Source organism: Antrihabitans auranticaus, from assembly GCF_016481275.1.
Taxonomy (GTDB): Bacteria; Actinomycetota; Actinomycetes; order Mycobacteriales; family Mycobacteriaceae; genus Antrihabitans.
On the sequence record NZ_JAEMNW010000001.1, the window covers coordinates 193443 to 206429 of the forward strand.

Annotated in this window: 13 protein-coding genes; 2 read left to right on the forward strand and 11 right to left on the reverse strand. The window is 65.0% G+C overall.

Features of this window, described 5'->3' with window-relative positions; translation table 11 throughout:
* The first annotated feature begins 27 nt into the window (after positions 1 to 27).
* Entirely contained in the window at positions 28 to 957 is a 930-nt protein-coding gene (locus JGU72_RS00785) for a hypothetical protein (RefSeq protein ID WP_199681862.1), read from the forward strand.
* A gap of 80 nt (positions 958 to 1037) precedes the next feature.
* Here JGU72_RS00785 and JGU72_RS00790 read toward each other — a convergent pair whose 3' ends face one another.
* The 3 genes from JGU72_RS00790 to JGU72_RS00800 all read right to left on the reverse strand — a co-directional run bounded on the left by JGU72_RS00790 (position 1038) and on the right by JGU72_RS00800 (position 3360).
* Positions 1038 to 1574, reverse strand: a complete 537-nt coding sequence (locus JGU72_RS00790; protein WP_199681863.1) for a WKL family lipoprotein — start codon at positions 1572 to 1574, stop codon at positions 1038 to 1040.
* 96 nt (positions 1575 to 1670) lie between these two features.
* Positions 1671 to 2957, reverse strand: coding sequence for a DNA polymerase IV (locus JGU72_RS00795; protein ID WP_233531295.1), 1287 nt, complete (start codon positions 2955 to 2957; stop codon positions 1671 to 1673).
* Between the two features lie 67 nt (positions 2958 to 3024).
* The gene (locus JGU72_RS00800; RefSeq protein WP_199681865.1) at positions 3025 to 3360 is read right to left on the reverse strand and encodes a TfoX/Sxy family protein; all 336 of its coding nucleotides are present in this window, start codon (positions 3358 to 3360) and stop codon (positions 3025 to 3027) included.
* A gap of 63 nt (positions 3361 to 3423) precedes the next feature.
* Here JGU72_RS00800 and JGU72_RS00805 point away from each other — a divergent pair, with 63 nt between their 5' ends.
* Positions 3424 to 4317, forward strand: a complete 894-nt coding sequence (locus tag JGU72_RS00805; RefSeq protein WP_199681866.1) for a TIGR03619 family F420-dependent LLM class oxidoreductase — start codon at positions 3424 to 3426, stop codon at positions 4315 to 4317.
* A gap of 109 nt (positions 4318 to 4426) precedes the next feature.
* Here JGU72_RS00805 and ileS read toward each other — a convergent pair whose 3' ends face one another.
* The 8 genes from ileS to ftsZ form a co-directional block, all read right to left on the reverse strand.
* A complete protein-coding gene (gene ileS, locus JGU72_RS00810; RefSeq protein ID WP_199681867.1) occupies positions 4427 to 7558 on the reverse strand; it encodes an isoleucine--tRNA ligase in 3132 nt (1043 codons plus the stop codon).
* 266 nt (positions 7559 to 7824) lie between these two features.
* Positions 7825 to 8079, reverse strand: a complete 255-nt coding sequence (locus JGU72_RS00815; protein WP_199683283.1) for a hypothetical protein — start codon at positions 8077 to 8079, stop codon at positions 7825 to 7827.
* Positions 8080 to 8131: 52 nt separating this feature from the next.
* The gene (gene wag31 / locus JGU72_RS00820; protein ID WP_199681868.1) at positions 8132 to 8980 is read right to left on the reverse strand and encodes a DivIVA-like cell division protein Wag31; all 849 of its coding nucleotides are present in this window, start codon (positions 8978 to 8980) and stop codon (positions 8132 to 8134) included.
* 146 nt (positions 8981 to 9126) lie between these two features.
* Positions 9127 to 9411 (reverse strand): YggT family protein, encoded by a 285-nt coding sequence (locus JGU72_RS00825; RefSeq protein ID WP_199681869.1) that lies wholly within the window; start codon positions 9409 to 9411, stop codon positions 9127 to 9129.
* 90 nt (positions 9412 to 9501) lie between these two features.
* Positions 9502 to 10143 (reverse strand): cell division protein SepF, encoded by a 642-nt coding sequence (locus JGU72_RS00830; RefSeq protein WP_199681870.1) that lies wholly within the window; start codon positions 10141 to 10143, stop codon positions 9502 to 9504.
* A gap of 58 nt (positions 10144 to 10201) precedes the next feature.
* Positions 10202 to 10912: a YggS family pyridoxal phosphate-dependent enzyme gene (locus JGU72_RS00835; RefSeq protein WP_199681871.1), complete on the reverse strand. Its 711-nt coding sequence runs from the start codon at positions 10910 to 10912 to the stop codon at positions 10202 to 10204.
* Between the two features lie 30 nt (positions 10913 to 10942).
* Complete coding sequence (gene pgeF, locus JGU72_RS00840; RefSeq protein WP_199681872.1) at positions 10943 to 11653, reverse strand: peptidoglycan editing factor PgeF; 711 nt, start codon at positions 11651 to 11653, stop codon at positions 10943 to 10945.
* Entirely contained in the window at positions 11650 to 12819 is a 1170-nt protein-coding gene (ftsZ, locus tag JGU72_RS00845; RefSeq protein WP_199681873.1) for a cell division protein FtsZ, read from the reverse strand. The genes pgeF and ftsZ overlap by 4 nt, the downstream gene beginning before the upstream one ends.
* Positions 12820 to 12987: the final 168 nt, after the last annotated feature.

Sequence of the window (12987 nt, forward strand, 5' to 3'; positions counted from 1 at the left end):
TCATCCCTCACGCCGTAACCTGGGTGCGTGACGGTGTTGTCGTTCCAGGTCCGGTCGAGTGCATGCCTACTCGCTGCGACTCTCAGCTTTTCCGCTCTGACGTCTGGTTGCGCAGATAACGCAGAGCAAAGTGCCACTGCTCCGGAGACGGTCGAAACGACCAATTCCGACGTGACGGTCCCGATTTCGCCGGTGACCGTCACTGTCGACAACCCCGGCGACGAACCGCGGGAGGTGCTCGCACCGCATCCCGTGCCTGGGTTGACTCAGCAGGTGCTGTTGCGGACGACGAACCAGATCACCCAGACGATCAACCAGCAGGCCGACCAGGACTTCTCGGCTCCGGCGTTGTCGATTCCGCTCACAGCGGCGGCGACAGATTCCGGTATCGACCTGACGATCGGCAAGATGACGACGACGGACACCACGCTTGCGGCAGATGTCGGTCCGGCCGAGGGTTCGCACGCAGGCCTGCTGACCAACGACTCCGGTGCCATCACCGCGCTGCGGCTCAGCCCCGCCCCAGAGGCGGCTGACGCGGTCCGCGCGGCGATCGAGCAGGCTTTCTACCAAGCCGTGTACTCGGCAGTCTCGTTTCCTGTCGAACCGATAGGCGTCGGCGCGATGTGGACACTGCACCGGCAGGTGCCCGGCGGCGTGCCGCTGGACCAGGTCGTGAATGCCACCCTGCTCGAGCGCGACGGAGACCGGCTCGTGATAGCGATCGTCGTCCATCAGACGCCGAAATCGGCGGAATGGGACCTGCCGAACAATGCGGGAATGCTCAATATCGACGGCTATGTGATGCAGGGGTCCGGCACGCTCACGATCGACCTCGGGCTCCCGCTGCCCGTCGCGGGCACGATCGTGATCGGCGGCGACCAGACCTACACCGATCCGCACAGCGAAACGACGCTGAAGCAGTCGACCGGCAACATCGTCCAGTGGGGTGGCTAGCCCTCACACACACAGGCGTGAAACGCACCGCGCCGGCGACCTGATCGGTCGCCGGCACGGGCTTTACTGCGAAGTGTTGCTTACTGTGTGCAGGACGGTGCCTGCTTGCCGAGGGCGTTGGCGAGGATGTCGCAGGCCCACTGCTTCTGGACCTTCCAGGCACCGTTCTCGGGCACGAAGTAGACGGTCGCCTCACCCGGTGCCTGGCCGGGAACAACGATGTTTCCGGTCGCGTTCAGAACCGGGCCGTCCGGGCCGTACGGCTGGCTCGGCGCGCAGACGCCGGTGATCTCGACGGTGATGTTCGAGCTGCGTGCGCTGCTGGCGAGCTCCTGGATCACAGCGATGTCTTCGGGGCCACCACCCTGAATCATCGACGCGACTTCCTCCGGCGGAGTGGCCGGATCGAGCGCCTTCGACAGCTGAGTGTTGAGGTCGGCCGGCGTCGGAATCGGCGGGAGCGCCGGGTCGTTGTTCGTGCAAGGCGCCGCGACCGCGGACGATGTCGTGGTCGATTCGGAGCCGCCCTCGTCCGAACCACATGCGGTCAACGTGAGGGCGGCCGCAGAAATCGCCATACCTGCGACAACAGCCCTGGTGGTGTTGAGAAGCTTCAAGTGCTCGTCCTTTGCGTTCGAGTTCGTGTGCGTTTCAGTCCACTATTACAGCTTCCGGCGATGTGAGCCGCGCTGCTCGAGCCACCAAGGCTACCGTCACTCGAGGCTCTCGAGGGGATCGGCCCTGGCCAGTCGCGATTCGTCGGCAGGAAAGGTTCGTGCCGGACCCGGACCGGTCGACCGCGTCTCGAACCTGACCGTGACAACCCCGTGACCCCCGCCTTGGACCCAGCCGTGGCCGAACTCGGGGTGGTGAACGTCCGTACCGGGCCGCCACTCTGGGAGCTCGAATTCCGGCTGCTCGACGACCGACTCCGCGGCAATCTCGGGGTGTGACTCGTCGTGTTCCAACTCGGGAAACAGCGATCCCTGGCTGACCATGGTCAGGCCACCGAAACCGACACCGACCAGGCGGATCGCACCGATTTCGACGGGATCGGCCACCGACCGTTGCGCAGCATTCACCAGCGCCGCACGATCCGTCGTCGCATAGGGCAACGTCACCGACCGCGTGATGACCGACATATCCGACTTCTTCAGCTTCAGCACAACAGTGCGTGAGGCGCGCCCGTCCTTCACGAGTCGGTCGTACGCCGCCCCCGCTATGGAGTCGACAGCTCCCCGCAGCTCGACGAGCGTCCCGATGTCGGCCGCGTACGTGGTCTCCGCGCTGATCTGCTTCGCTTCCGCGCGCTCGGCGATCGGGCGGTCGTCGTGACCGCGTGCGAGCCGGTGCAACGCGGGACCGACCGTGTTGCCGAGGAGCGACGCGACCTCCGATTCCGGCATGGCGGCGAAATCGCCGATCGTCTCGACACCGAGCTTGCGCAGCTTGGCCTCCGCGACCGGTCCGATCCCCCACAGTTTCCGAACCGGCAGCGCCGCGAGCAGGTCGTTCTGTTCGACCGGCGAAACGACGCGGACACCGTCCGGCTTGGCCAGCCCAGACGCGATCTTGGCGACCTGCTTGCCGCTGCCCGCCCCGATCGACGCAACAAGTCCCGTCTCGGCCTTCACCAGCGTCCGCAGGTCTTCGCAGAACTGCCAGACCTCGGCCGCCGACGCTCCCGCGAGTTCGATCGGCTCGCCGAATGCCTCGTCCATCGACAGCTGCTCGATGACCGGCATGCGGTGGCGAAGTGCCTCGAAGACACGTTTGCTCACCGCCGAATACACCTGGCCACGCGGCGGTAGTACGACGGCCGACCCGCCGACCAGCCGGCGCGCCTGATGCATCGGCATCGCCGATCGCGCCCCGAAGACTCGCGCTTCGTAACTGGCACCGGCGACCACACCGCGGCCACCCGTACCGCCGACCAGGACCGGCCGGCCACGCAGAGTAGGCCGCGTCAACTGCTCCACGGACGCGAAGAACGCGTCCATGTCCAGGTGCAGCACCCACCGGCGGGAGCGGGTCGGGTCGGGTTCGAGCTGGTCGGTCAACTTCCGGTCATCCGCGTTTCTTCTTCGGCGGCTTGGGCTTCGGCGCGGGTAGAACATCGGCGGTCTTCTGGACGAACCCCTGCAGCCAATTCGTATCGGCGAGTTTGTCTTTCGGCACGCTGTAGTAGTCCTTGGACCCCGGGTAACAAGGTGCGAGGTGTTCCGCGCTGGAGAATTCCTCGGCAATATCGGTCGGCTTCAGGAACAGGGTGTCGTCGCATACGAAAGCCACGACCTTGTCGTCACAGTAGAGGCCGTACTCCCCGAACATCGGCCGTGACCGCACGTCGAGCGGTTCCAGCTGTTCGAGAATGTATGCAATCGTCTCCTTGCTGGTGCTCATTCCTGCACGCTAGCAGTGCGGTCCGACAAGTCCGGCCGCGTCGACGGGAGAAGGGTAGGCAACGTGGATATCGGTTTCGCACTGCCGGTTTCGGGTAGCTGGGCAACACCGGACAACGTCAGCGCCGTCGCGCGAAAGGCCGAGGAACTCGGCTACTCCACGCTGTGGACGTTTCAGCGCTTGCTGTATCCCGACGGCACGCGGCTCGGACCGACCTATGCCAGCGTTCTCGACCCCGTGACGGTCGTCGGATTTGCCGCGGGCGTCACCGAACGAATCCGGCTCGGGACGGCGATCGTCAACGTGCCGTTCCAGCCACCCGTCCTACTGGGCAAGCAACTCGCGACGCTCGACGTACTCTCCCGTGGCAGGCTGGACGCCGGCCTCGGGTTGGGTTGGGCGCGTGAAGAATTCGAAGCAGCGGGTGCGCCGTACGAACGCCGCGGCAAACGAGCAGAGGACTACATCTCGTGCCTACGTGCGCTGTGGGGTCCGGATCCCGTCGAATACGCCGGCGAGTTCTATCGCGTGCCGAAGTCGACGGTGCTGCCGAAACCGATCCAGCCCGGCGGTCCACCGTTGTTGCTCGGCGGCGCCGCGCCCGCAGCGCTCGCCCGGATCGGGCGGCTCGCGGACGGGTGGATCAGCAGCAGCGGCGCCGACCTGACGGCGCTCGCGTCCTCGGTTGCTGCGGTACAGGAGGCCGCGACGGCCGCCGGACGCTCCCAGCCGTTGCGGTTCGTGTGCCGCGGGGTGCTCCGCGGAGCGCAGCGGTCGGGTCCGTTGACGGGTTCCCTCGACGAGGTTCGAACCGACCTGGCGGGACTGGCGGCGCAGGGCATGACCGAGACCTTCATCGACCTCAACTTCGACCCTGCCATCGGCAACCCCGAGGGCGACGCCGCCGCCTCGATGCGACGGGCACACGAGGTACTCGAGGCGCTCGCGCCGGGGTGACACGGCGGGAATCGCGACGAGAAGGTGGTTGCCGTGACGCCTACTCGGCGGATACTCAGCCCACCGCCCCCTCGCCGCGACAAAGCCCGGCGGACGGGAGCCTGCGCCCTCAGCGCTTGACGATCGAGACCCGCACGCCTTCGAGGACATCGACGGCGTCGGTGCCCGGCTCGCCCAACTCGATCTGCGTGGCCAGTACTTCGCCCGCGATGAAGTCCAGGTGCGTCTGCGCCCAATCGCGGTACTGGTCGGGCACGGACAGGACGACACCGATCCGGTCCGAGACGTCGAGGCCCTGTGCCTTGCGCGCATCCTGAAGTTCGCGGATCAGGTCGCGCGCCCAGCCCTCGGCTTCCAACTCTGCGGTGACAACCGAGTTGAGCACCACCAGGCCCGCGTTGCCGGGCAGAGCAGCCGTCGACTCGGGTTCGGCGGCCACGAGTCGCTGCGTGTACTCCTCGGGCAGCAACTCGATTCCGGCAGCAGTGACCACGCCGTTCGCATCTTCGGACCAATCCCCGGCCTTGACCGCCTTGATCACCGTCTGCACCTCCTTGCCCAGCCTCGGACCTGCGGCGCGTGCGTTGACGACGAGTTCGAATCGGCCGTGGACGTCGACGTCGGTTGTGAGATCGACCTTCTTGACGTTGACCTCGTCGGCGATGATGTCCTTGAACGGCTCCAGGCGCTCGGCATCGGAGGCTGCCACAGTGACCTCAGGCAGCGGCAACCGCACCCGAAGATTCTGTGCCTTCCGCAGACTCGAGACCGTCGAGCAGACCACCCGGACCTCGTCCATCGCAGCGACCAACTCGGCGTCGGCGGGCAGCAGACCGGCTGCCGGCCAGTCAGCCAGATGCACCGAGCGCCCCCCGGTGAGCCCGCGCCAGATCACTTCGCTGATCAACGGCAAAAGCGGTGCAGCCAAACGGCATACGACTTCGAGGACCGTGTGCAACGTGTCGATCGCATCGCGGTCCTCGTCCCAGAACCGTTGGCGGGACCGGCGCACGTACCAGTTGGTGAGGGCGTCGCAGAACCAGCGCAACTCGTCGCAGGCACCGGCGATGTCGTACTTCTCCAGCGCCTCGGTCATCGCGTCGCGGGTCGCGGCGAGCTTCGCGAGGACGTACCGATCCAGCACGTGCGGCGAATCGGTGCGCCACTCCCCCGGCTTCGACGCGTACAACTGCAGGAACGTCCACGCATTCCACAGCGGCCGCAATGCCTGCCCGGCACCCTCGCGAATTCCGCGCTCGGTGACGACCAGGTTGCCGCCGCGAAGGATCGGCGACGCCATCAGGAACCAGCGCATCGCGTCGGATCCGTCGCGGTCGAAGACCTCGTTGACGTTCGGGTAGTTGCCCTTCGACTTGCTCATCTTCAAGCCGTCGTCGCCGAGCACGATGCCGTGCGCCGCAACAGTTTTGAACGCCGGCCGATCGAACAGAGCCGTAGCGAGGACGTGCAAGTTGTAGAACCACCCGCGCGTCTGACCGTTGTACTCGACGATGAAGTCGCCCGGGAAGTGACCTTCCGCGTCGGCGGTACCTTCGAACCACTCCCGATTCTCGAACGGATAGTGCACCTGCGCGTACGGCATGGACCCCGACTCGAACCAGCAGTCGAGCACTTCCGGCACACGGCGCATGGTCGACCGACCCGTCGGATCGTCCGGGTTCGGACGCGTCAACTCGTCCACCATCGGCCGGTGCAGGTCGGTCGGGCGCACGCCGAAATCGCGCTCGAGCTCATCGAGCGAGCCGTAGACGTCGGTCCGCGGGTAGGTTGGATCATCCGACACCCACACTGGAATCGGGCTGCCCCAGTATCGATTTCGCGAGATGTTCCAGTCCCGGGCACCTTCGAGCCACTTACCGAACTGGCCGTCACGGATGTGCTCGGGTACCCACGTGATCTGCTGGTTCAGCTCGACCATGCGGTCGCGGAACTGTGTCACAGCGACAAACCACGACGGCACAGCCATATAGATCAAGGGCTGACCGGAACGCCAGCTGTGCGGGTAGGAGTGCTCGATCGTCTCGTGCCGCAGGATCTTGCCGACGGCCTTGAGGTCCTTGATGATGTTCGGATTCGCGTCGAACACCATCTGACCCTCGTAGGGCGGAACCAGCGACGTGAACTTGCCACCCGCGTCGAGCGGCTGCACCAGTTCGATGTCGTTCGCCGTGGCGACGTCCATGTCCTCCTCACCGAACGCCGGTGCAAGGTGGACGATGCCCGTACCGGAGTCGGTCGTGACGTAGTCGGCCCCAAGGACACGATGCGCGTTCGGGTGACCGGCGAAGAAATCGAACGGCGGCGCGTACGCGACACCCACCAGGTCCGCGCCGACCAACTCGCCCAGCACCTCGGGTTCGGCGCCCAATTCGCGCGCGTAATGCGCGACGCGCTCCTTGGCGAGCACGTACCGCTTGCCGTCCGCACCGGCGACCTGAACGTAGGAGATCTCCGGATGCACCGCGATCGCGAGGTTCGACGGCAGCGTCCACGGCGTCGTGGTCCAGATCAGCGCGTTCGCGCCATCCAGCGGTGATCCGGGCGCGTGCAACGGCATGTCGACCGTGACGGCAGGGTCCTGACGCATCTTGTACGCGTCGTCGAGCTTCGACTCCTGATTCGACAGGGGCGTTTGTTCGTACCAGCTGTAGGGAAGCACCCGGAAGCCCTGATAGATCAGGCCTTTGTCCCAGAGTTGCTTGAAGGCCCACATGACCGACTCCATGAAGTCGATGTCGAGGGTCTTGTAGTCGTTGTCGAAGTCGACCCAGCGCGCCTGCCGCGTGACGTACTCGCGCCACTCGTCGGTGTAGCGCAACACCGATTGCTTGCAGAACTCGTTGAACTTCGCGATACCCATGCCGGAGATATCACCGGTCTTGATGCCCAGCTGCTTTTCGGCCTCGAGTTCGGCGGGCAGACCGTGCGTATCCCACCCGAAACGCCGCTCGACCTTCTTGCCGCGCATCGTCTGGTAGCGCGGGATCAGGTCCTTGACGTAACCCGTGAGCAAATGTCCGTAGTGTGGCAAACCATTGGCGAACGGCGGTCCGTCATAGAAAACGAACTCCGAATCGGCGCTGCGGTTCGCCACGCTCGCCCGAAATGTGCCGTCCGATTCCCATTCGGCGAGCACCCGCTTCTCGAGCGCGGGGAAATCGACGCCAGGGGAAGTCTTGCCGCCGCCGAGATCGACGCGGGGGTACGAATCTTGTGACATGCAGGGCTCCTCGTGCCGTGTACTGGCACGGGGACGACGACCACGCACCATGCGCTGCCACCGCGGTACCACCCCGCTTGCCCCGGGCGCACGTGCTCGGAGCCACTCCTCGTGAGCTGTGACGGGCTCTCCCGTTCGGTTCTACTTAGCCGGCCCGCCGACTGTTCTTCCGAATGCTCCCCGGTGATGGCCGGATCATCGCGTAGTTACGTCTTTGTTCTGTCCTGTCGATACTGCCGCAGAGCGGACCGCTTTGTCGATCCGATTCAGCCGTGTGCGGGCTTTTCGTGCCGCCCACGCTTTCGCGGTTCCGGTTTCGGTTTCGGCGCATCCGCCTCGTCCACATTCGGCGCGACACCGTCGGACCGCGTTCGCCCTGTCAGAGCACTACCCAGCAGGACACACGCTCCGATCGCGCAAGCGAGGATGCAACCCCACGCCCAGACGACCGAGCCGGTCATCAGGGCTATCACCAGGAGCGCAAAGCCGACGGCGGCGAGCGCGAGCGTCAACACCAGCACGAGGCGCCCTTACTCGATTGGAGGCCACCGATGTGCAGCACGACCAAGCCTGTTACTTGGTTCCCTTCGCGAAGGACGCGCTGCTGTGGTTGCTGGATGCGTCCTGGGCGAATGCGTCGCCACCGTCCGCCGGAATGGCCGAACCACGGTTGTCGAGCTCTTCGAGCTGCGACTCCAGATAGGACTTCAGGCGAACGCGGTATTCGCGCTCGAACGTCTTCAACTGCTCGATGCGGCCTTCGAGAACCGTGCGCTGCTGGTTGATCGTCGCCATGATCTCGGTGTGCTTGCGCTCGGCGTCGGACTGGAGGGCGTCTGCCTTCTCCTTCGCCTGGCGTAGCTGCGTCTCGGAGCGAGTCTGTGCATCGGCGAGCAGCGCTTCCGACTTCTGGCGTGCGTCCGCGATCATTGCCTCCGACCGCGAGCGGGCGTCGGTGACGAGGCGTTCGGAGTTGGTCCGAGCGTTGCTGAGCAGCTGCTCGGACTCCGACTTCGCGTCGTTCGTCAAGCGGTCGGCCATTTCCTGCGCGAGGCCGAGGACCTTGGCGGCCTGCAGGCTGGCGTCACCGGACGACGGCGCCGAAGGTGCGGCAGAGGCGATCGGTGCCGGCGCGGTGGGCGGCGGCGCCTTGGCGGTTTCGACCCGCTGCGGTGCCGGAGCAGGCTTCGACGGTGCCGGTGCCGCGGCGGCAACGCCACCACGGCCCTTCTTGGCGTCGGACAGCTCGGCGTCGAGCTCGCCTACGCGCTGACGCAGGTCGGCATTCTCCTCGATCAGACGCGCGAGTTCCTGCTCGACCAGGTCGAGGAACGCATCGACTTCGTCTTCGTTGTAGCCGCGCTTACCGATTGGCGGCTTGCTGAAAGCAACGTTGTGCACATCAGCTGGAGTCAGCGGCATGGAAGGATCCCTTCACGCGTCATTTGGCGGTCTAGCAAGCATTCAGTTATAGCGCACTCAACTTGCGAATTACCCATCACACTGTAACTAGGGCCCATTCTGTCACACCTGACCCGCAGGTAGCGCCGGTCTAGCGACATACGACATCAGACCGACCTCTCTACGACTGTCATCAGGATGAACACGATGAATAGCAAGACCATTATGGAGAGGTCCAGCCGGATTCCGCCAAGCGAGATGGGCGGAATCAGACGGCGGAGCAGCTTCACAGGGGGGTCCGTGATCGTGAAGATGGCCTCCAGAATCACGACGACGAAGCCGGTCGGATGCCAGTCACGTGCGAACGAACGGATGAATTCGATGATGATTCGGCCGATCAGCAACAACCAGAAGACGAACAGCGCGAAGTAGATCACCGCAAACAGGGCCACGCCATCACTCTGCCTGACAACACGCAGCCGATCAAAGCGACCCCCCGGGAACTGGCCGCCACGATCGAAGAATCGCGGCGGTCGAAACGTTTACTGCTGGTTGTAAAAGCCTGTTTCGGCGATGCGACGTCGCTCTTCGGCGGACACATCGATGTCCGCGGGTGAGAGCAGAAACACCTTCGTCGCGACTTTGTCGAATGAGCCACGGAGTGCAAAAGCCAAGCCGGCTGCGAAGTCGACCAGGCGCTTTGCATCGGCGTTGCTCATCTCGACAAGGTCCATGATGACAGGGCTGCCATCGCGGAACCGCTCGCCGATCGTGCGTGCCTCGCTGTAATCGCGCGGGCGCAGCGTCGTGATCTTCGACAGCGGACCGCCGTCGTCGAACAACGGCGTGCGGCGAGTCTCGAGGCGCGGTTCCGGCGCGGTGTCCATCGCGAGCGCACCGCGCGTGGCGGGCGCGCTTCGCGAAATGGACGGCGTGGAGCGAGACGGGAGTGGTTCGAGACGCGGTGCGCGCCGAGGTGCCTCGTACGCCGCTACCTCGTCGTCGAACTCCTCGCGTCGTGCATACGAGGGTCGCGCAGGGTGGTCGGCGTATTCGAGTTCGCCATACGAATCGCGAACTCGGGCGGGCCTACGCGCGACACCTGGCTCATCTAGGTAATCGTCTTCGTAGTCCTCGAGCGGCACCATACCGAAGTAAGCCTTGAACTTGTGCAGAGTGCTCATGGATCGACCTTCCTTGGCACAGCGAGCCTTTGGATGTTTCAGTTGTGACTGATGGGGTTCAATTTATCGGCCTCGTGCCTAACAGCGCGGTTCCGACACGCACGCAGGTAGATCCGTATTTCACGGCAATTTCAAGATCGCCCGACATTCCGGCGGACAGTGCCGTGGCGCCAGGATGCGTGCGGAGCAACCGACTGTGCAGGTCCGCAAGGTTTTCGTACGCCCGTGCCGGATCCGCTCCGAGCGGCGGAATCGCCATGAGTCCGTCGAGCACCAGAGATTCTGTACCGGAGACCAATTCGGCCAATGCGGAAAGATCAGCCGCCGAGACGCCACCCCGCTCCGGGTCGCCGTCGAGACTCACCTGCAGCAACACATGCAAAGGCTCGGCACGGGTTCCTGCCGCCAACGCGTCCGTCGTTGCCGAGTCCAGAGCGCGCACCAGACGCGCGCTGTCGACCGAATGCACGACATGCGCCCAACCTGCGACGGCGCGAGCCTTGTTTCGCTGCAGCCGTCCGATCATGTGCCAACGGACCGGTTCGGGGGTGGTGACTGCGGCAATCTTTGCTGCCGCCTCTTGTTCCCGCGACTCGCCGAACTCACGCCTGCCCAGGGAATACAGAATGTCGACGTCGGAGGCGGGGAAGAACTTGGTCACCGGCAGCAGCTGCACCGATTCCAGCGGTCGACCGGCGCTGCGGCAGGCTGCGGCTACGCGGCCGAGCAACCGGTCGAGCGATTCCGCCAGCTCGGCCGTCCTGCTCATGTCGCAGCCCTGCTCATCGATCCCTTTGGCTCATGAGTCCGATTGGATCCAGATCACGCCCGCAATTCTGCCAGTGGGCGCACCGCGCCTATGACTGAAGAGCGACTTGTCCTCGATCGTGCACCGGGGATCCTGTGCGACGCCCGCGATGCCGGCGTCGAGCAGCTGGCGACGCAAACCTGCGCGCAGGTCCAGACCCGGCGTGCCCTTCAGAGTCTTCGTCGCGCTACCGGGCAGATGCTTCTCGACGTCGGCGCGCATGTGCGCAGGCACTTCGTACTGCCGACCGCTCGCTGCCGGACCGAAGAACGCACCGATCCGGGAAAGCTCGGCACCTTGTTCGACCATCACGTCGAGAACCCGCGGAACGATGCCGATCCGTGCCCCGACCCGGCCCGCATGCACGGCGGCGATGACCCCGGCTTCTTCGTCGGAGAGCAGGATCGGCACGCAATCAGCAGTCAAGACGACGAGACCGAGATCGCGAACCTTCGTCACCGTCGCATCGGTCGCCGGAATCGGCTCGGTTGTGGGTCCGTCCACGACCGCAATGCTGCGGCCGTGGATCTGCTCCATCCACACCAACCGGTCCGGCGTCAGGCCGATCTCGCGCGCGAGTCGCTCGCGGTTGCGAGCAACCGCGGCCGGATCGTCACCGACGTGGTCGCCGAGATTGAACGAGTCGTAAGGCGGGGCCGAGAATCCCCCGGCCCGACTTGTTACTACGCGCCGAACCCTCAACGCCGCATGAAGGAAGGCACGTCGACGTCGTCTTCGGCATCACTCGCCGGTGCCGCATTGCGGGCGGGCGCGGTGCTTGCCCGAACCGGCTCACGGTCGTTTCGGTAGTGCGCTCCGTTGCCGTTCTGCGACTGACCGATCTCACCGGCACGCCCCGATCCGATGGACGACGCGCGGCTGGCGGCGGGTGCGGCGGCTTCGACGGGCCGCCGCGGTGGCGAACCTGCTTCGAACCCGGCAGCGATCACCGTGACGCGGACTTCGTCGCCGAGCGAATCGTCGATGACCGTCCCGAAGATGATGTTGGCTTCGATGTGCGCGGCTTCCTGGACGAGCGAGGCGGCCTCGTTGATCTCGAACAATCCGAGATCCGATCCGCCTGCGATCGACAGCAGCACGCCCTGCGCGCCTTCCATCGATGCTTCCAGCAGCGGCGAATTGATCGCGGCCTCAGCAGCTTTCACCGCGCGACCGTCACCGCGAGCCGACCCGATGCCCATCAGTGCGCTACCGGCGCCGGACATGACGCTCTTGACGTCGGCGAAGTCGACGTTGATCAAACCGGGCGTCGTGATGAGGTCGGTGATGCCCTGCACGCCGTTCAGCAGAACTTCGTCGGCAGAGCGGAAGGCGTCCATCAGGCTCACGGCCGCGTCGCCGAGCTGCAGCAGGCGGTCGTTCGGAATGACGATGAGCGTGTCGCACGACTCGCGCAGGGCGCCGATCCCGTTCTCGGCCTGCCCGCCGCGGCGCTTGCCCTCGAACGAGAACGGTCGTGTCACAACGCCGATCGTCAGAGCGCCGAGCTTGCGCGCGATGCTGGCGACGACGGGCGCGCCACCGGTACCGGTGCCACCGCCTTCGCCCGCGGTGACGAAGACCATGTCGGCGCCCTTGAGCACCTCTTCGATCTCGTCCTTGTGGTCTTCTGCAGCCTTGCGGCCGACTTCGGGGTCGGCGCCGGCGCCGAGACCCCTGGTGAGCTCACGGCCGACGTCGAGTTTGACGTCGGCGTCGCTCATCAGCAGTGCTTGCGCGTCGGTGTTGACGGCAATGAACTCAACTCCCTTGAGTCCTTGCTCGATCATTCGGTTGACGGCATTGACACCGCCGCCACCGATACCGACGACCTTGATTACGGCGAGGTAGTTATGCGGGGGCGTCATGGGCTCTCGCCTTCCTTCGATTGCAAAGCTTGTGTTCGCCTCGTTCGGCGTGGCCTACTTCTGTCGAGTTCCCGAAACTCTAAACCTCAACCATAGGTTTAACGTTATGTCAAGTGCCCGACTAGACCCAAACGCTATTCACCAGCAAAGCGATCCGCACGCAGGCGC